Below are 18,977 nucleotides of genomic sequence, written 5' to 3'. Positions count from 1 at the left end.
TTGTTGCAGGTCGCGCTATAAAATAAATAGCAATGTGGCCGTCGCGGACGTTGTCACGGCGCCGTCACTGCCATTTTTTGCGGCAATGCGACAATAGAAGGCTTAATGACAAGCTCCTTCTCCAATCTATCGCTGGCGGAACCGCTGGCGCGCGCCGTAGCCGAAATGGGCTACGAGACCATGACTCCCATCCAGGAGCAGGCCATTCCGGTCGTGCTTTCGGGGCAGGACGTGATGGGGGCCGCGCAGACCGGCACCGGCAAGACCGCGGCGTTTTCGCTGCCGCTGCTGCAGCGCATGCTCAAGCACGAGAACGCCTCTACCTCGCCCGCGCGGCACCCGGTGCGTGCGCTGGTGCTGCTGCCCACGCGCGAGCTGGCCGACCAGGTGGCCCAGCAGGTCAAGCTGTACGCCAAGTACACCAACCTGCGCAGCACGGTGGTGTTCGGCGGCATCGACATGAAGCCGCAGACACTCGAGCTCAAGAAGGGCGTCGAAGTGTTGGTGGCCACGCCGGGCCGGCTGCTCGACCACATCGAGGCCAAGAACGCGGTGCTCAACCAGGTGGAGTACGTGGTGCTCGACGAGGCTGACCGCATGCTGGACATCGGCTTTCTGCCCGACCTGCAGCGCATCCTGAGCTACCTGCCCAAGCAGCGCACCACGCTTCTGTTCTCGGCCACCTTCTCGCCCGAAATCAAGCGGCTGGCCAGCAGCTACCTGCAGAACCCCGTCACCATCGAGGTGGCGCGGCCGAACGAAACGGCCTCCACCGTCGAGCAGCACTTCTACAGCGTGAGCGACGACGACAAGCGCCGCGCGCTCAAGCAGATCGTGAAGCAGCGCGGCATCACCCAGGCCTTTGTGTTCGTCAACAGCAAGCTCGGCTGCGCACGCCTCGCGCGCTCGCTCGAGCGCGACGGCCTTCGCACCACGGCGCTGCACGGCGACAAGAGCCAGGACGAACGCCTGAAGGCGCTTGCCTCGTTCAAGGCGGGCGAGGTCGACCTGCTGGTGTGCACCGACGTCGCGGCCCGCGGCCTCGACATCAAGGACGTGCCGGCGGTCTTCAACTTCGACATTCCGTTCAACGCCGAAGATTACGTTCACCGCATCGGCCGCACGGGCCGTGCCGGCGCGTCGGGCCTGGCCGTGAGCTTTGCCAGCGGCGGCAACGATGCGCGCCTGGTGGCCGACATCGAGAAGCTGATCAAGAAGAAGATCGAGCTGGAACCCGTCGAGTTCGAAGAAGACAAGCCGCGCGGCCGCATCAACGACGGACGCCGTCACTGGCGCGAAGAGGGCGAAGCCGGCGACGCACGCGACGTGCTCGATCAGCCGCGCGAGCGCAGCAGCATCGGCGCCGATGCGCGCCGCGGCGGCGGACGCCCGCATCGGGCACCCTCCGCCCCGCGCGATCCGTTCTTCGACAAGCCCTATGAGCCGGGTGAGCGCGAAGCCGCTCCCGACTGGGAAGCCGCCGCCAAGGCTGCGCCCGCGCGTGGCATCTCGAGCAACATCAAGACCAAGCGCAAGGTTGCGGCGCTGTTCAAGAGCGCCGAGACCAACTGACAGGGCTCAGGGCCCTGCTTTGGCGAGGCCTCCCGTCCACAAAAAAAGCCGGCACTGCCGGCTTTTTTCTTTGGGCCCATCGGCCCAAGCGCAAACGCTCAGATCACGTGAAAGTGATGCGTCCCGTCGCGCGCCAGTTGCGCCACCAGCCCGAATTCCCAATCGAGATACGCTTGCATCGCTTCGGCGGGCGCATCGGTGCCTTCGTAGGGGCGGCGGTAGCGGTCGGTGCGCGGCGTGGCCAGCCGCGTCTCGCCGGATTCGGCCTCAAGGCCCGCAGCAAACCACGCGGCGTTGCCGCCAGCCAGCACCAGCACTTCCGCATCGCCTTGGCCGCGCGCATCGAGCAGGGCGCGCAAATCGGCTGCGGCATAGCGCGCGAGCAGGCTGCTGCCGCAGGTGAGCACATAGCGCTGCGATGGTGGGATTGCAGTGCCGATGGCCTGCGCCAGTTGCGCGCGAATGGCATACCAGGCGCCGGGAATGTGCCGCTTCACGTAGTTGGCGCTGGTGGTCACGTCGATCACCGCGGTGCCGGGCTGCGAGAGCAGCGCTGCCAGCGCCTTCGGCTCGATCTCGGCGACGGCTGGCGCAACAGGTGGATAGACAGGCGCAGGCGCCGCAGTTTCAGTGAACGACGAAGCCGCGGGCACCGCATCGGGTACGTACACCTCCCAGCCCATCTGCGCGAGCCACGATGCGCTCATCGATGCGCGCACTCCGTCGTCGTCCGCCAGCACGATGCGTGCGCCGCGCACCGGCACCTGATGGTCGGTTTCCTGCACCAGCTGCCCGCCGGGTGCGCTTGCAAAGCCGGGCAGGTGGCCGGCCTCGTACTCCTCGGGTGTGCGCACGTCGAAGCGGTAGAGCGTGCGATCCGGTGCTTCGAGCGTGTGCAGCGCGTCGAGCGCGATGCGGCGCACGCCGGCCTTGTCGGCCACGCGGCGTGCATCGGCCTGCGCCTGTGCGCGGGTCGCATCGGTCACCGTACCGGGCGCGCGGCGGCTGGCGCCGTGGTCGAGCACCTGTCCCGCGAGCTTCCAGCCGATGGTGCCGTTGCGCAGGGCTGTCACCGGATTCGGAATGCCCGCGTTCACCAGCGATTGCGTGCCGATGATGCTGCGCGTGCGGCCCGCGCAGTTGACGATCACTTGCGTGGCCGGGTCGGGCGCGAGCTCCCGCACGCGCAGCACCAGCTCCGCGCCGGGTACGCTGGTGGCCGAGGGGATGCTCATGGTCTGGTATTCGTCGAAGCGGCGCGCATCGAGCACCACCACGTTCGCCTTGCCCTCGACCAGTGCCTTCACTTCGGGAGCGGAAAGCGATGGCGTGTGACGCTCATGCTCGACCAGTTCGCCGAAAGACTTGCTCGGCACGTTCACGTCGCGAAACAACTCGCCGCCGGCCGCGCGCCAGCCTTCGAGTCCGCCTTCGAGCAGGTGCACGTTGGTGTAGCCGAGCGCGGCCAGTGTTTGCGCGGCAAGCGGCGCCAGGTCGATGCCGCCGTGCGTGCCGTAGAGCACGATGAAGGTGCTGCGCCGCGGAATGCGCCGCCAGGCTTCGATCTCGATGCGCGAGAGCGGCAGGTTGGCGGCCCACAGCGGATGTTCCTGCGCGAAGGGATCTTCTTCGCGCACGTCGAGCAGCGCGGTTTCTTCGCGTGCGAGCAGGCGCGCGCGCACGGCGGCAAAGGGCAGCAGGGGAAAGGTGGCAGTGGTCGTCATGCGGATGTCGATCGGAGTTCGGCGGAGCGGTCCCACAGGTTGGGAAGAAGCGTGTTGGAGTAACCCGAAACGAAGGGCTTGCGTCCGCCCTCGGCCGGGTAAGTATGCCGCCGCACGGCGCCGATGTTGGCGCCGTACACGTGGATGCTGATGGAAACGCGGTCTTCATGCGCGTTGTGCACGCGGTGCAAGTCGCCCACGGTGGGCGACACCGCCTCCACGGCACCGGCGTCGAGCCGCACCGCCTCGCCTTTCGGCCGGGCCTGCCCATCGCTGCCCACCGCATAGCCCTGGCTGTATTCGGCGCCGCGCAGCATGCCGATCAGGCCCCACACGGTGTGGTCGTGCACCGGCGTCGCCTGGCCCGGCCCCCACACAAAGCTCACGACCGAAAAGCGCTCGGTGCTGTCGGCATGCAGCAGGAACTGCCGGTAGTGCACCGGGTCGGGCTGCGCGAACGCGTCGGGCAGCCAGTCGTCTCGCGCGACCAGCGTGCGAAGCAGCGCGCGGCCTTCAAGAAGAATGCGCGGCTCATCGGGCGCGCTGTCGAGCAGCCGGCCGAACGCGCCAACAAAATCGCGCAGCGGCGCGATGGCGGCAACTTCGGGTGCCGTCATGCGGGCCGTTTCCAGAGTTGCGCATCGGTGATGGCGCGCACGTCCACGCGCACCGGCAGGATGCCGTCGCGCGCCGAGCGGTCGGCCACCGCCTGCAAGGCAACGATGTCGGCTTCGGCCACGGGCCGGCCCGTGACCGAAGCACGCGCCGTGATGATGCGGGCCGACTCGATCGGAAGCCGCGTGAGTTGGCTGTAGGCCTGCGCGTAGGCCTCGGGGTTGGCCAGCGCCCATTCGCCCGCACGCGCCAGCCGGTCCAGGAACTGCACGATGGCAATGCGTTTGGCGGGGTCCGCCAGCGAAGGTTCGCTGGCGGTGATGAAGCCCAGGGCCGTGTTGATGCCGCGCCCGTCGCGCAAGATGCGCCCGCCCTGCTGCAGCGCGATGGTGTAGTAGGGGTCGAAGACGGCCCACGCGTCGATCTGCTTCGAGGCAAAGGCTGCGGCCGCATCCGTGGGCAGCACGAACTTCACGGTGACCTCGCTGCGCGGCACGCCGGCTTCTTCGAGCGCACCATACAGCTGGTACTGCGAGATGCTGCCGCGCGCGGACGAAACGATGACCGTCTTGCCGCGCAGGTCGGCCACGGTGCGCAGCGGTGAATCGGGCTGCACCACAATGCCCAGCGCATCGGCCTTGCCCACACGCGTGGCGACGATCTTCAGCGGCGTGCGGCCGACTGCGGCAGCCAGCACCGGCAGGTCGCCGGCCACCGCGGTATCGACCGCCGCACTGCGCTGCGCTTCGAACAGCGGCGCCGCGCCCTGGAAGTTGGCCCAGCGATAGGCGAAGGGCACGCCCTCCAACGCCTTCGATGCCTCGAAGAGGGCGCGCAGGCCTCCGGCCTGGTCGCCGAGGACCAGCGTGGTCTGCGGCTGTTGCGCGAAAGCGTGCATGGGGACGGCAGCCGCCAGTGCGAGTGCGGTGCCCTGCTGGAGCCAATTGCGGCGCGAAGCCTTGGAGAAGAGAAGGTCGGTCATGCGGCGGCTCTCGAAGATTGCAATGCGCGAGCGCCCGCCGCAATCAGGATGGCGTCGTTCTGCGGGGTGTGGATGCGGCTGCACAGCACGTCGCGGTGGTGCCGCTCCAGCGGGTTCTGCCGCGCAAGGCCATGGTTGCCGCTCAGCTGCAGCGCGATTTCGACTGCGCGCACTGCGTTGCCGGTCACGGTGTACTTGAGCAGTCCGCTCTCCGTGGCCGGCTGCGCGTGGCCTTCGTCGACGGCGCGGGCCGCATCGTCGAGCAGCACGCGGTTGGTGCGCAGCAGCGCGGCAATTTCTCCCACGTGCTCCTGCACGCGCGGCAGGCTCGCAAGCGGCGCGCCCAGGCTGCCGGGTGCGCGCTGGTTCAGGAAGCCGGTCAACCAGCCATTCGCGGCCTGCGCCACCGCGTCGTACAGGCTGCCGAGCAGCACGGTCATCCAAGCCTGCTGCGTGGCGTGTGCGTCGATGTCCGTCTGGCTGCCGGCATCGGGCGCCCAGTCGGCCGGCGCGCGCAGGTCGACTGCGTGGTCGAGGTCGATCGCCACGCTCTCGAACACCACTTCATGGCTGCCGGAGGCTCGCAGGCCCAGGTGGTCCCAGCTTGCGATCACGCGCACGCCGGGCGCATGGCGCGGCACCAGGAAGATGCCGGTGCGCGGCGCGGCTTCGTCGGTGCGTGCCCATACGGCGAGCCAGGAGAGCCCTTCGATGCCGGTCGTGTAGAGCTTGTGGCCGTCGATCTTCCAGCCGTTGCCTTCGCGGCGTGCGACGGTTGCGGGCAGCCCGCCACGCGCCGGGGAGCCCAGCGCGGGCTCCACGCGCAACGCATTGATGAGCGCGCCGTGCTCCACCGCATCGCGCAGCACGCGTTCGCGCAGATGCAGCGGCCAGCGGCTGTCGCTGCGCGCAAGCGCGTGGTGCTGCAGGTAGGTCATCGTGAGGATCAACGCAGTGGCAGGTTCACCGCGCGCCACGGCCGCAATCACGCGCCGCGCAGTGGCCAGGCTGGCGCCGGCACCTCCGTACGCCGCGGGGGCCACGAGGCCGATGAGGCCGTGCCATTGCAGTGCCTCGAAGTTCTGGCGCGGAAAGGCGCCGCTGCGGTCGTGGTCGGCCGCAGTCGCCGCGAACTGGGCCGACAGGCGCGCGAGAAGGGCGCCGTCGACCGCGGCCGAAGCGGCGCTTGATGTGGGGAATTCATTGGTGGCCGGCGGGCGGCGCAAGGGGAGTGCACTCATGGTTGCGCACAGTACCGGCCCCGTGCCGCGCCGGAAACGACGCATCCCGCATATGCAAACTCGTTTTTCTGCGTTCGCTTTTGCCGGGCGCGCCGGTACGGTCCGGTGCATGAAAACTGAATTCCCACTCGATCGGCGCCGCCTGCTGCAGGCCGCCGCGGCCTGGAGCGCCATGGCTGCTGCAACCGGCGCTTCGCGGGCCGCGGCACCGGCACGCGACCTCTCCGGCGTGACCCTGCGCGTGGGCACCTACAAGGGCCTGTGGCGACCGTTGCTCACGGCCTCGGGCCAGGCCGACACGCCCTACAAGATCGACTGGCGCGAGCTCAACAACGGCGTGCTGCACATAGAGGCTATCAACGGCGACGCACTCGACCTGGGCTCGGGCAGCGAGATTCCGCCGGTGTTCGCGGCGCGCCAGAAGTCGAGCGTGAGGCTCGTGGCCGTGACGCATGAAGACCTGAACAACCAGGCCACGCTGGCGCGCAAGGATTCGCCGATCCGCAGCATTGCCGATTTCAAGGGCAAGCGCGTCGGCTATGTGCGCGCCACCACCTCGCACTACTACCTGGCCAGGCAATTGGCCGAGGCAGGGCTCTCGTTCAGCGACATACAGGCTGTGAGCCTCACGCCGTCGGACGGCCTCTCGGCCTTTGCGCGCGGCGATCTCGATGCATGGGCCATCTACGGCTACAACGGCCAGCTGGCGCGCACGCAGTACGGCGCGCGCACCATCAAGACCGGCGTGGGCTATCTCTCGGGCAACTTTCCAATCTACGCCAACCCGCGCGCGCTGGACGACGCACTGCGCCGCGCGGCATTGAGCGACCTGCTGCAGCGCCTGCAGCGCTCGTTCGCATGGATCAACGGCAACTTCCTGGCCTATGCGCGTGCGCAGTCGGCCGAAACGCGCGTGCCCGTCGGCGATCTGGTCGAACTCTTCAATGGCCGCAGCGGCGACTACAGCCTGGGCCCCGTCACCGATGCGGTCGTGCGCAGCCACCAGCAGGTGGCTGACACCTTCCTGAAGATCGGCGTGCTCGACGGCCCGGCCGACGTGAAGCCCCTGTGGGACCGCAGCTTCGAAAGCGTGCTGCGCCCGTCCGCCGCCTGAACAACCACGCATCCACCTGAAAACACGAGGACACCATGAGCCAGAACGACGTTGAATTCATCGGCATGATCCAGGGCCAGAAGGTCTCGGAAATCCACGCCGCCAAGGGCCCCGCCATCGACCGCGACTATGTGCGCGCCTTTGCGCAGGCGCACGAGAACGCGGGCTTCGACCGCGTGCTGGTGCCGCACCATTCCACCAGCCCCGATGCAACGTTGACCGTGGCCTACGCGGCCTCGGTCACCGAGCGCATCCACTTCATGCTGGCGCATCGCCCCGGCTTCGTCACGCCCACGCTGGCGGCGCGACAGTTCGCCTCGCTCGACCAGTTCAGCGGCGGCCGGCTCGGCGTGCACTACATCTCGGGTGGCTCCGACGAGGAGCAGCGCCGCGACGGCGACTGGCTCGACCACGACCAGCGCTACGCGCGCACCGATGAATACCTGGAGGTGCTGCACAAGGTGTGGACCAGCGAGAAGCCCTTCGACCACGAGGGCGCGCACTATCGCTTCCAGAACGCATTCTCGGAAGTGAAGCCGGTGCAGACGCGCAACGGCAAGCCGCATGTGCCGGTGTATTTTGGCGGTGCCTCGGAGGCCGCGATTCCCGTGGCCGGCAAGTACGCCGACGTGTATGCGCTGTGGGGCGAATCGCTCGACCAGGCGCGCGAACTCACCACCCGCGTTCGCGCCGAAGCGGCGAAGCACGGGCGCAGCGTGCGCTTCTCGGTGTCTTTCCGGCCCATCCTGGCGGAGACCGAGGAAGCCGCATGGGCGCGTGCGGACAACATCCTGGCCGAGACAAAACGCCTGCGCGTGGTGCAGGGCTACAACCGCGGCGGTCCGCAGCAAAGCGAAGGCGCCAAGCGCCTGCTGGCTGCGGCCGAGAAGGGCACGCGGCTCGACAAGCGGCTGTGGACCGCGGTGGCGCAAGAAATTGGCGGCCGCTCGAACAGCACGGCGCTGGTCGGCACGCCCGAGCAGGTGGCCGATGCGTTGCTCGACTACTACGACCTGGGCGTGACGACGTTCCTGATCCGAGGCTTCGATCCCTTGGAGGATGCGACGGACTACGGCCGCGAGCTGATTCCGCGCACGCGTGAGCTGGTGGCCCAGCGCGCAGCCTCGGTTCGCAAGGCTGCCTGACCCGATTTTCTCCCTCCCCTTCCGGGGGAGGGCAGGGGTGGGGGCAAGCGGCGTTCAACACGCCGCGGCCTTGCAAGCGCCGCTTGCCCCCATCCCAGCCTTCCCCCAGCGGGGGAAGGAGCAATACCCAACACGAGGACATCTTTCATGAGTGCAGTTCTGTCGATCGACTGGGACGCCGGCTTCGCGCTTCGGCGCAACCCGAACCCACAGCAAAAGTACTGGTTCGACCCCATCCCGCCGCGCACCAGCCTGCAGGCCGAGCGCCGCCACCGGCAGGAGCGCCTCGCCGGCGCCTTCCGCCTGTTCGCACGCTTCGGCTTTGCGCAGGGGCTTGCCGGCCACATCACCGCGCGCGATCCGGAGCTCACCGACCACTTCTGGGTCAACCCGCTGGGCATTCACTTCTCGCGCATCAAGGTGTCCGACCTGCTGCTGGTCAACGCCAAAGGTGAAACCGTGATCGGCGACAAGCCGCTCAACAAGGCCGCCTTTGCCATTCACGCCGCCATCCACGAGCACAACCCGAAGATCGTTGCCGCGGCCCACACGCATTCGACCTACGGCAAGGCATGGTCCACGCTGGGCCGCAAGCTCGACACCATCACGCAGGACAGCTGCGTGTTCCACGAAGATGTGGCGCTGTTCGACGACTTCACCGGCATGGTGGTCGACACCAGCGAGGGCGAGCGCATTGCCCAGGCGCTGGGCGACAAGAAGGGCGCCATCCTCAAGAACCACGGCATCCTGACAGCGGGCCCCACGGTGGAGGCTGCCGCGTGGTGGTACATCGCGCTCGACAACGCCTGCCGCACCCAGCTTCTGGCCGAAGCCGCCGGCAAGCCGCAGCCCATCGACGAAGCAACAGCACGCCATACCCACAGCCAGATCGGCGGCTCGGAGGGGGCCATCCATTCCTTCGACAGCCTCTATCAAGGCCTTGTCGAAGCGGAACCCGAACTGCTGGACTGAAGATAAAAAACCAACGGAGTTCTCGATGACCGCATCCCTTACACGCCGCAGCGTCTTGCGCGCCGGCGGCGCCGCCGCCGTGGTCGCCTCGGGCGGGCTGATCGCCTCGCAGGCCTTCTCGCAGCAGGCGCGCAAGCTCACCTTTGCCTGGAACGCTGCCGCGTTCTGCCTCTCGCCCGTGGTGGTGGCGCAAGAGCGCGGCTACTTCGAGCGCAACGGCCTGCAGGTGGACCTGATCAACTACACCGGCTCCACCGACCAGCTGCTGGAATCGCTGGCAACGGCCAAGGCCGATGCGGCCGTGGGCATGATCCACCGCTGGCTCAAGCCGCTGGAGTCGGGCTTCGACGTGAAGATCGTCGGCAGCTCGCACGGCGGTTGCGTGCGGCTGGTGGGCGCGAAGAGCGCGGGCGCGACCAGCCTTGCAAGCCTCAAGGGCAAGATCATCGGCGTGTCGGACATTGCGAGCCCGGGCAAGAACTTCTTCTCGATCCTGCTGACCAAGAACGGGGTCGATGCCGAAAAGGACGTGACCTGGCGCCAGTACCCGGCCGACCTGCTCGACATTGCCGTTCAGAAAGGTGAGATCCACGCCATTGCCGATGGCGACCCGAACGTCTACCTGATCGAGAAGCGCAACAAGGGCGCCTTCGTGGAGATTGCAAGCAACCTCTCCGGCGAATACAAGGACAAGGTCTGCTGCATCGTCGGTGCCCGCGGCGAGCTGGTACGCAAGGACAAGCCGACCGTCGCTGCGCTGGTGCGCGCCATTGCGCAGGCCTCCGACTACGTGGCCGAGAACCCGAACGAATCGGCCAAGCTCTTTGCCAAGTATTCGCCCAAGGTGCCGGTGGAAGACCTGCGCGCGCTGCTCGGCACGCTCACGCACAACCATCATCCGCTGGGCAAGAACCTGCGCGACGAGGTGGAGTTCTATGCGCGGGATTTCCGAAGCGTGGGTGTTCTCAAGAAGACCACCGACCCGGTGCGCTTTGCCGAACACGTTTCCTTCGATCCGCTGGCATGAGCACCCCCGACCCCGCATTGGGCTTCGATTCCCTCCCCTTCCGGGGAAGGGCCAGGGTGGGGGCCGCGGCGCCCGAACGCCCGCTGGCTCCTGCTTCGACACCGGCCCCCACCCCAGCGACCCTGCCCACATGGCGCATCGGCTTCGCCGCCGCTGCGACATGGCTCGCGCTAGGCCTGCTCACCGTCTACTGGCCGAACCAGGCCGTGGGCTTCAGCGACTGGGCCTACACCGACGAATTCGGCATTGCCGCCATTGCCGTCGGTGCGCTGCTCCTTGCCGTCGCATTGCTTGGAACGCGCGCCGGCCGCGCCGCACGCCTGCTGCGGCCTGCCGGCCCCTGGCTGGTTGCGCTGCCCGTGCTCTTCGCCATCTGGGAGATCGCCACGGCCAAGCTCGCGCTGCTCCCCACGCCGTTCTTCGCACCGCCGCAAAGCCTGGTCGAAACCTACATCGACGACTGGCGCCGCCTCGGCGAAAGCCTGCTGCACTCGGCGCGGTTGCTGGCGCACGGCTTTGTGCTGGGTGCGCTCGCCGGCTTTCTCACGGGCGTGACCATCGGCTGGTCGCGCATCGCGGGCTACTGGGTGCACCCGGTGCTGCGCTTCCTGGGGCCGGTGCCGGCCTCGGCACTGCTGCCGCTCGCGTTCTTCTTCTTTCCGTCGAGCTATGCGGCCGCGGTGTTCCTGATTGCGCTGGCCACCGGCTTTCCGGTGGCGGTGCTCACCTGGTCCGGCGTGGCGGGTGTCAATCGCAACTACTACGACGTGGCGCGCACCATGGGCGCGAACGAGCGCTTCCTGGTGCTGCGCGTGGCCATTCCGGCTGCGCTCCCGCAGGTGTTCGTGGGCCTTTTCATGGGGCTTGGTGCCGCGTTCTCCGTGCTCGTCACGGCCGAGATGATGGGCGTGAAGGCCGGGCTCGGTTTCTATCTCTCCTGGGCTCAGGGCTGGGCTTCGTACTCGAACATGTACGCCGCGCTGATCGTGATGGCCGTGCTGTGCTCTGGCCTGATCACGCTGCTGTTCAAGGTGCGCGACCGCGTGCTGTCGTGGCAGAAGGGAACCGTCAAATGGTAGCCACTGCCGATGCAGGCGTGCGCCAAGCCGGCGCGCACATCGACATTCGCGGTGTGAGCCATTGGTTCGATGTGCCGGCGGGGCCGCTGCAGGTGCTCGACGACATAGACCTTACCGTGAAGCCCGGCGAATTTGTCGCGCTGCTGGGCCCGAGCGGTTGCGGCAAGTCGACCTTGCTGCGGCTGGTGGCTGGCCTGGAGCCCGCCACGGCCGGGCGCATCACGCAAGACGATGCACCGATCACCCGGCCCGACCCGTCGCGCATCGTCGTGTTCCAGGACCCGACGCTCTATCCCTGGCGCAGCGTGTGGGACAACGTGGCGCTCGGGCTGCAGGCGCGCGGCGTGCTCAAGGCGCAACGCGGGCGTGTCGACGAGGCGCTGAAGCTCGTGGGGCTCACCGACTTCGCCAAGGTGTTCCCGCATCAGCTTTCGGGCGGCATGGCGCAGCGCGTGGCATTGGCACGCGCGCTGGTCAACGACCCGCAGTTGCTGGTGCTCGACGAGCCGCTCGGCAAGCTCGATTCGCTCACGCGCATGGCAATGCAGAGCGAGTTGGTCAACTTGTGGCAACGCGCGGGCTTTTCGGCACTGCTGGTCACGCACGACGTGGAAGAGGCGCTGTTCCTTGCCAACCGCGTGATCGTGCTCAGCGACCGACCGGCGCGCGTTGCGGCAGAGATCGTGGTCGATCTGCCATATCCGCGCCACCGCGGCCATGCGAGGCTCGCCGAGTTGCGTCACGAGGCGCTACGGCACCTGGGGCTCGACGCCACCTGGTGAGATGAACAGCACGCCCGAGGCCGATTGGCTCAACCTGCTGATCGGCCTGCTGCAAGGCGCCCAGCTCCAGCTGCTGCGCGTGCTCGATGCGCTCGGGCTCGCACGGCAGGTGCACGGCCAGCCGGCCTGGCCTTGGACGCATCGCCTCTCGGGCGAGAACCTGCTGATCGACCTGGGCCAGGCGCGCAGCCTCGCGTGGACGCTGGTCTTTGTTGCCGCGGCGCTGCTTGCGCTGCTGCTCGCGTTGCTGTGGCGGCGCCCGCGCTTCTACTTTCTGGCATTGGTACCGATGCTGCTGATCGCCGCACCGTGGCCCGATGCGCATGTGGTGCTGGTGCCGGCAACGCCCACGAGTTTCCAGGCATCGCCGACCGGCTTCACGGCCGCCTCCATTGCCAAGGGCCGCGCGCTCTACGAACAGAACTGCGTCGCGTGCCACGGCGCGGATGGCAGGGGCCAAGGTCCGCTCGCGGCCTCGCTGGCGGTGTGGCCGCCGAGCCTGAGCGGCCCCTTGCTATGGCGGCGTGCCGACGGCGACCTGCTCTGGCGCATTCTTCACGGCACGCGCGATGCGCAGCATGGCAGGGCCACGATGCCGGGCTTCGGCGCAAAGATCGACGAGGCCGAGGCGTGGGCGCTCATCGACTACATGAAGGCGCTGGGCGCCGGGCAGAGCCTGCGCGCGCTCGGCAACTGGCCGCAGCCCATCGGCCTGCCCGACATGGCGGTGCGTTGCGGCTCGCAACCTGCGCGGTCGCTCGCAAGCTGGCGCGGGCAGCGTGTGCGCATCGTCGCCGGCAATGCAGCACCGGCTGAAGACCCGCGGCTCGTGACGGTGCTGCTCGTGCCGCCGCCGCCGATCGCCTCGACCGCCACTGCCGATTGCGTTGCGCAGTCCGCCGCCGCATGGGAGGCGCTGGCCTTGATCACCGGGACCGACCGCCTTGCCGGCACGCAACTCATCGCCGACCGCGACGGCTGGCTGCGCGTGCGCGGCGAGCCCGGCAAGGCGGGCTGGTCCGACGACGACCTGGTCTGCCGCAGCGAACGCGCCACGGCGGCGCCAGGGCAGGGCGCCGCATTCCCGACCGACGGGTTGGGTGCGCTCATTGCCCGCATGGACGCCGAGCCGGTGCGCTTCGTCAAGGGCGGCTTCATCCATTGACCGGATTTTTCAACTTCAACGAACACGGAGAACCCATGCACTCACCACACCCCGACAGAGCGCGCCGGCGGCTGCTCACGCACAGCTTCGCTGCCGCCACGGCCATCAGCTTGCCTGCCATCTCGTTCCAGGCCAATGCACAAGGCCGGCAGGTGCTCAAGGCCGGTGACCAGAAGGGCGGCCTGCGTGCATTGCTCGAAGCGGCCAACGGCCTTGAGGGCCTCGGCTACGACATCCAGTGGTCCGAGTTCCCCGCGGCCGCACCGCTGGCCGAGGCGCTGAACGCCGCCGCGGTCGATTCCGGTCCCATCGGCGATGCGCCGCTCATCTTTGCGCTGGCCGCCGGCACGCGCGTGAAAGCCATCGGCGCCAACCGTTCGGACTCATACGGCACTGCAGTGCTGGTGCGGCCCGACTCACCGCTCAAGACCGCGGCCGATCTCAAGGGCAAGAGCATTGCAACCAACCGCGGCTCCATTGGCCACTACGTCACTCTCAAGGCAATCACCGCGGCAGGGCTCAAGCCCGAAGAGGTGAACATCCGCTTTCTTGCGCCTGCCGATGCCAAGCTCGCGCTCACGCAGGGCTCGGTCGATGCATGGGCCACCTGGGAGCCTTACACGGCCATGGCGGAGGTGAGCCAGCATGCGCGCGTGCTGGTCAGCGGGCGCGGGCTGCTGCCGGGCCTGAGCTACCTGGCGGCCACCGATGCGGCCATTGCCGCCAAGCGCCCGGTGCTGCAAGACTTCTTGCAGCGCGTGGTGAAGGCGCAGCTCTGGTCATACCGCAACGTCGATGCCTACTCGGCCGCGCTCGCACGCATCATCGGCATTCCGCCCGAGGCGGCCAAGCTGCAGTTCGAGCGGCGCCGGCAGAAGTGGATACCGATCGATGCGCAGGTGATTGCCGACCAGCAGGGCACGGCGGATTTCTACCGGCAGGTGGGGCTCATCAAGCAGCCGCTCGATGTGAAGGGCACGTTCGACACGGGCTTTGGCGTGGCTGGCCAGGGCTGATCAAGCCTGGCCGCGCTCCGCGGACCGCACCAGCTGCGACAGGCGCTTGACCAGCGGCTCGAAGAGTTCCGCCGAGGTGTTGCCGTAGCCCAGCACCAACCCGTTGTCCGCCGCCCTGGGTTGTATTGCAAAGCTCGACAGCGGCACGGGCGCGATTTGATGGCGCAGCGCTTCGGCGGCGATCCGCCGGTCGTCGAAGCGGGCAGGCAGCCGCACCGTGAGATGCAGTCCGCAATAGCCGCCGTCGATCTGGTGCGGCACCTTGAGGTGCCGGGTCAGCGCCACCCGAAGCGCTTGCTGCCGCTCGCGGTAGAGCCGGCGCATGCGGCCCAGGTGCCGGCTGAACTGCCCGCTCTCGATGAAGTCGGCCATGGCCAGCTGTTCGTGGCGGTGGCCGCCGCGCAGCATTTCACCAAGCGGCGTCTGCGCCACCGCCATGAGCTGCCGCGGCAGCACCAGAAAGCCGAGCCGCAGCGACGGGAACATCGTCTTGCTGAAGGTGCCGACGTAGAGCACCGGTGCATCTTCCACCAACCCCTGCATGGCTCCTATGGGTTCGCCGGTGTGGCGGAACTCGCTGTCGTAGTCGTCCTCGATGATCCAGGCGCCGTGCCGGCGGGCTTCCGCGATGAGTGCCAGGCGGCGCGCAATGCTCAGCACGGCACCGGCCGGGTACTGGTGCGACGGCGTGGTGTAGACCAACCGGGGCGGGTGCTTCTGCCAATCGCTTGCGCTTGCGCACAGGCCCTCGGCGTCGACCCGCACGGGCACGATGCGCATGTCGCCGGCATGCATGGCTGCCTTCGCACCGCGATAGCCCGGGTCTTCGACCCAACCCGTTTCGCCGGGGTTCGCCAGCAGCCGCACGCACAGGGAGATGGCTTCCTGCGCGCCTTCGGCGATGACCACCTGCGATGCCTCGCATCGGACCCCGCGCGCAATGGCCAGGTGCCGTGCGATGGCTGCGCGCAGTTGCGGTTCGCCCAGCGGATGTCCGTAGCCGAGCGTTGCGGGGCTGGCCGCGCGCATGGCCCGGTCCAGCGCACTCCGCCAGGCTGCGGATGGAAAGTGCGACAGCGCAGGCACGCCCGGGCGCAGCGCCGCATCGGGAACGGTGAAGGGCGTGCTCGGCTTGATGCCGGCCAGGCGACGCGCGGTGGCTGGGGCGCCGGCGGATTTTCCCGGGCGCCCCGGCAACGCCGGCGAGGCCAGTTCGATGACCCGCGTGCCCTGGCGGTCGGGCCGCACGTAGCCCTCCGCAGCCAGATGCTCGTAGGTTGCGGTGACGGTATTGCGCGAGACAGCGAGCGATTCGGCCAACGCGCGCGATCCGGGCAACCGGTAGCCCGGCGCCAGGCTGCCGTCAAGAATTGCTCGCTTCAGGCGCTCGTGCAGCTGGCGCTGCATCGAGCCGGCTTCGCGGTCCCGCGCCAAAGGGGATTCGAACAGCGCGGCCGCGTCAAGGTGGGGAATGTTGCTCATGAGCGAAAACGTGGCACCATGAAATGAACATGGTGTGGTACTTCCGATGGCGCCACGCGGCACGTACTTTACCGTTTCCCGGCACTGCCGCTACTTGCCTCCGAAAGTCTCCCCATGTCAGTTCGCCACAACGAATACGGCCAAGCCATCGGTCCCCTGGTGCCCGAATGGACCCCCCGTTCCAAGCCGCCGCGCCGCCCCATCGTGGGGCGCTGCTGCGTGCTCGAACCGCTCGACGCCGCCAGGCACGCCGACGACCTCCATGCCGCCTATGCAATGGCGCCCGACGAACGCGACTGGACCTACCTGTTCTTCGACCGGCCCGCCGACGCGGCAAGTACCAGGGCCTACATCGAACGCGCCGCGCAGGGCGCAGATCCCATGCACTTCGCGGTCATCGACCTGCAGAGCGGCCGGGCCGTCGGTACGCTGGCGCTGATGCGCATCGACCCGGCCCACGGCAGCATCGAGGTGGGCGCCGTCGTTTTTTCTCCGCTGCTGAAGCAGACGCCCATGTCCACCGAAGCCCAGTACCTGCTGATGAAGCTGGCCTTCGACGAGCTCGGCTACCGCCGCTACGAATGGAAATGCGACAGCCTCAACGAGCCTTCCAGGCGCGCTGCCTTGCGCCTGGGCTTCCAGTTCGAAGGCATCTTCCGGCAGGCGATCGTCTACAAGGGCCGAAGCCGCGACACCGCGTGGTTTTCGATTGTCGACAGCGAATGGCCGGCGTTGCGCACGGCGTTGGAGCGCTGGCTTGCGCCGGAAAATTTCGACGCCCGAGGCACGCAGCGCATGGCGCTCGACCGCTTTCGCCTGCCGCGCAGCTGACGGCTTGCGGGCCTGACAGGTTCAGCCGGGCTTCTGCGCCTGCTCGCACTTCACCTGGATCAGCTCGCGCTCGTCCAGCGTGGCGCCGATGCGCACCGCGCTGAGGCAGCCGCCCCAGACGCAACCCGTGTCGGTAGAAAGCAGGTCGGGCCGCGAAAGCCAGCCCAGCGTGGACCAATGGCCGAACGCGACGGTGGCATTCGCGGTTTTGCGGCCGGGCACGTCGAACCACGGCATGAAGCCGTCGGGCGCGGTGGCGGCGCCGTCCTTGGTTTCGAACTCCATCACGCCCTCGGCCGAGCAGAAGCGCATGCGCGTGAGCGCGTTCACGATGGCGCGCAGCCGCGCGCTGCCGGTGAGCGTATCGCTCCACTGCGCGGGCTCGTTGCCGTACATGGTGAGCAAGAACTCACCGAGCGCCGGCCCGCGCAGCACCGATTCGACCTCGGCCGCCAGCACCAGCGTCTCGCCCACGGTCCACTGCGGCAGCACGCCGGCGTGCACCATGAGCAGGTCGCCGCCGCCGATCTGCATGTGCAGCGCCATGTGCTGCTGGCGCACCCATTCGAGCAGGGCTTCGCTGTCTGGCGCTTCGAGCAGCCCCGCCAGCGTGTCCTTGCGGCTTGGCTTGCGCGCACCGTGCGCCACGCCCAGCAGGTGCAGGTCGTGGTTGCCCAAGAGGCTGAGCGCCGAGGCGCCGTAGCCCTGCACGCGGCGCAGCACCGCGGCCGAATCGGGACCGCGGTTGACCAGGTCGCCGAGCAGCACGACGGTGTCGCGGCTGGGAGAAAAACCGATCGTGTCGAGCAGTTTCTGGAGGGCGCTGTCGCAGCCCTGGATGTCGCCGATCAAGTAAAGTGCCATTTCCTTATTTTCACCCCCTGTTCATGGATGTTCTCCTGCTGGCTTTGCTGACCACGCTGAATGCGTTGTTCGCAATGTCCGAAATGGCCCTTTCAACCAGCCGGCGCGCGCGCCTGGCAGCGCTGGCCGAGACAGGAGACGCCGGCGCCGAGGCCGCGCTCCGGTTGATGGAGGAACCGACCCATTTCCTCTCGACCGTGCAGATCGGCATCACGTCGATCGGCATGCTCAGCGGTATCGTGGGCGAAGCCGCCTTTGCCGCTCCGCTCGCAGTCTGGATGGAAAACCTCGGCATGGGCCGCGGCACGGCCAGCGTGGTTTCCACCGCCGTGGTGGTCACCGGCATTACCTTCTTCACCATCATCTTCGGCGAGCTGGTGCCCAAGCGCATCGGCCAGCTCTACCCCGAACCCGTGGCGCGCTGGGTGTCGCGCCCCATGCGCGGGCTGGCCAAGGGCGCCAAGCCGTTTGTGTGGCTGCTGGCGGGCGCCACGGCCACCGTGCTGAAGCTGCTGCGCATCGACGCCAATGCCGCCCGCTCGATGACCGAGGAAGAAATCTCGGCCAGCCTGGAAGAGGGCGTGGACGCGGGCGTGATCGAGCAGCACGAGCACCAGATGGTGCGCAACGTGTTCCACCTGGACGACCGGCGGCTGTCGTCGCTGATGATCCCGCGCGCTGACATCGAATGGCTCGACGCGTCTGACACCGTGGCGCAGGCGCTGAAGAAGGTGGCGGACGCGGGCGCGCTCAACATCGTGCATTCGTGGTACCCGGTGTGCCGCAATTCGCTGGACGACGTGGTGGGCGTGATCAGCGTGGCGCATCTGCTGAGGCTGGGCACGGAGCACGCGGGCGTGCTCGGGCAAGAGGCCGCGCCGGCGGTGTTCGTGCCCGAAACCCTCACCGGCATGGAACTGCTCGAGCAGTTCCGCGAACGCGGCGGCCGCCTGGTGTTCGTGGTCGACGAGTACGGCGTGGTGCAGGGCCTCATGACGCCGCGCGACATGCTCGAAGCCATTACCGGAGAGTTGCAGCCCGGCACGCTCACCGACGCATGGGCCCGCGAGCGGCCCGACGGCGTATGGGAGCTCGACGGGCTGATGCCGGTTTCGGAGCTGCGCGCACGGCTTGGCATTCGCGAGCTGCCCGAGGAGGAGCGCGGGCGCTACAACACAGTTGCCGGTTTGCTGATGGCCGTTTCGGGCCATCTGCCAGAAGCGGGCGAGGTGATCGAATGCGTGGGCTGGCGCTTCGAGATTGCCGCGCTCGAGGGGCGCCGGATCGACCGGGTGCTGGCCGCGCCAGACAAACCGGCTGGGCACGGCGCCTAGCGCCTGCTCGCCCCATCAGAAAAATTCAAAAC

General features: G+C 68.1%; 17 protein-coding genes. 11 read left to right on the top strand and 6 right to left on the bottom strand.

Going from position 1 to position 18,977, the window contains the following annotated elements; genetic code table 11:
• Positions 1–105: 105 nt before the first annotated feature.
• Positions 106–1,572, top strand: a complete 1,467-nt coding sequence (locus QHG62_RS24135; RefSeq protein ID WP_157615040.1) for a DEAD/DEAH box helicase — start codon at positions 106–108, stop codon at positions 1,570–1,572.
• A 98-nt stretch (positions 1,573–1,670) separates the two neighbouring features.
• Here the strand turns inward: QHG62_RS24135 and QHG62_RS24130 are convergent, their stop codons facing one another.
• Genes QHG62_RS24130 through QHG62_RS24115 form a run of 4 tightly spaced genes read right to left on the bottom strand, consistent with a single transcriptional unit; the run spans position 1,671 to position 6,134 of the window.
• On the bottom strand, positions 1,671–3,296 hold the full coding sequence (locus tag QHG62_RS24130; RefSeq protein WP_281148144.1) for a rhodanese-related sulfurtransferase: 1,626 nt from the start codon (positions 3,294–3,296) through the stop codon (positions 1,671–1,673).
• A complete protein-coding gene (locus tag QHG62_RS24125; protein WP_281148143.1) occupies positions 3,293–3,913 on the bottom strand; it encodes a cysteine dioxygenase in 621 nt (206 codons plus the stop codon). Before QHG62_RS24125 ends, QHG62_RS24130 begins: the two co-directional genes overlap by 4 nt.
• The gene (locus QHG62_RS24120) at positions 3,910–4,893 is read right to left on the bottom strand and encodes an ABC transporter substrate-binding protein (protein WP_281148142.1); all 984 of its coding nucleotides are present in this window, start codon (positions 4,891–4,893) and stop codon (positions 3,910–3,912) included. The genes QHG62_RS24125 and QHG62_RS24120 overlap by 4 nt, the downstream gene beginning before the upstream one ends.
• Complete coding sequence (locus QHG62_RS24115; protein ID WP_281148141.1) at positions 4,890–6,134, bottom strand: acyl-CoA dehydrogenase family protein; 1,245 nt, start codon at positions 6,132–6,134, stop codon at positions 4,890–4,892. The genes QHG62_RS24120 and QHG62_RS24115 overlap by 4 nt, the downstream gene beginning before the upstream one ends.
• 109 nt (positions 6,135–6,243) lie before the next feature.
• On the opposite strand from QHG62_RS24115, the gene QHG62_RS24110 reads away from it, so the two are divergent.
• The 8 genes from QHG62_RS24110 to QHG62_RS24075 all read left to right on the top strand — a co-directional run bounded on the left by QHG62_RS24110 (position 6,244) and on the right by QHG62_RS24075 (position 14,434).
• Entirely contained in the window at positions 6,244–7,248 is a 1,005-nt protein-coding gene (locus tag QHG62_RS24110) for an ABC transporter substrate-binding protein (protein ID WP_281148140.1), read from the top strand.
• A gap of 35 nt (positions 7,249–7,283) precedes the next feature.
• The gene (locus QHG62_RS24105) at positions 7,284–8,393 is read left to right on the top strand and encodes an LLM class flavin-dependent oxidoreductase (RefSeq protein ID WP_281148139.1); all 1,110 of its coding nucleotides are present in this window, start codon (positions 7,284–7,286) and stop codon (positions 8,391–8,393) included.
• Between the two features lie 147 nt (positions 8,394–8,540).
• Positions 8,541–9,365, top strand: coding sequence for a class II aldolase/adducin family protein (locus tag QHG62_RS24100; RefSeq protein WP_281148138.1), 825 nt, complete (start codon positions 8,541–8,543; stop codon positions 9,363–9,365).
• Positions 9,366–9,390: 25 nt separating this feature from the next.
• Positions 9,391–10,392 carry an ABC transporter substrate-binding protein gene (locus QHG62_RS24095; RefSeq protein ID WP_281148137.1) on the top strand — a complete coding sequence of 334 codons (1,002 nt, stop codon included), beginning with the start codon at positions 9,391–9,393 and terminating at the stop codon, positions 10,390–10,392.
• A complete protein-coding gene (locus tag QHG62_RS24090) occupies positions 10,389–11,471 on the top strand; it encodes an ABC transporter permease (RefSeq protein WP_281148136.1) in 1,083 nt (360 codons plus the stop codon). The genes QHG62_RS24095 and QHG62_RS24090 overlap by 4 nt, the downstream gene beginning before the upstream one ends.
• Complete coding sequence (locus QHG62_RS24085; RefSeq protein ID WP_281148135.1) at positions 11,465–12,253, top strand: ABC transporter ATP-binding protein; 789 nt, start codon at positions 11,465–11,467, stop codon at positions 12,251–12,253. The genes QHG62_RS24090 and QHG62_RS24085 overlap by 7 nt, the downstream gene beginning before the upstream one ends.
• 1 nt (position 12,254) lies before the next feature.
• Entirely contained in the window at positions 12,255–13,418 is a 1,164-nt protein-coding gene (locus tag QHG62_RS24080) for a c-type cytochrome (RefSeq protein ID WP_281148134.1), read from the top strand.
• A 35-nt stretch (positions 13,419–13,453) separates the two neighbouring features.
• Positions 13,454–14,434: an ABC transporter substrate-binding protein gene (locus QHG62_RS24075; protein ID WP_281148133.1), complete on the top strand. Its 981-nt coding sequence runs from the start codon at positions 13,454–13,456 to the stop codon at positions 14,432–14,434.
• Here the strand turns inward: QHG62_RS24075 and QHG62_RS24070 are convergent, their stop codons facing one another.
• Positions 14,435–15,916 carry a PLP-dependent aminotransferase family protein gene (locus QHG62_RS24070; protein WP_281148132.1) on the bottom strand — a complete coding sequence of 494 codons (1,482 nt, stop codon included), beginning with the start codon at positions 15,914–15,916 and terminating at the stop codon, positions 14,435–14,437. It lies immediately after the preceding gene.
• 114 nt (positions 15,917–16,030) lie between these two features.
• On the opposite strand from QHG62_RS24070, the gene QHG62_RS24065 reads away from it, so the two are divergent.
• The gene (locus QHG62_RS24065; RefSeq protein WP_281148131.1) at positions 16,031–16,747 is read left to right on the top strand and encodes a GNAT family N-acetyltransferase; all 717 of its coding nucleotides are present in this window, start codon (positions 16,031–16,033) and stop codon (positions 16,745–16,747) included.
• Between the two features lie 21 nt (positions 16,748–16,768).
• Here the strand turns inward: QHG62_RS24065 and QHG62_RS24060 are convergent, their stop codons facing one another.
• Positions 16,769–17,611 (bottom strand): symmetrical bis(5'-nucleosyl)-tetraphosphatase, encoded by an 843-nt coding sequence (locus QHG62_RS24060; RefSeq protein WP_281148130.1) that lies wholly within the window; start codon positions 17,609–17,611, stop codon positions 16,769–16,771.
• Positions 17,612–17,634: 23 nt separating this feature from the next.
• On the opposite strand from QHG62_RS24060, the gene QHG62_RS24055 reads away from it, so the two are divergent.
• Complete coding sequence (locus QHG62_RS24055) at positions 17,635–18,945, top strand: hemolysin family protein (protein ID WP_281148129.1); 1,311 nt, start codon at positions 17,635–17,637, stop codon at positions 18,943–18,945.
• The last annotated feature ends 32 nt before the right edge of the window (positions 18,946–18,977 follow it).

Source organism: Variovorax paradoxus, assembly GCF_029919115.1.
Classification (GTDB): domain Bacteria; phylum Pseudomonadota; class Gammaproteobacteria; order Burkholderiales; family Burkholderiaceae_C; genus Variovorax; species Variovorax paradoxus_O.
The sequence above is the reverse complement of the archived record's forward strand: the minus strand, read 5'-3'. Positions and strand labels throughout refer to the sequence as shown.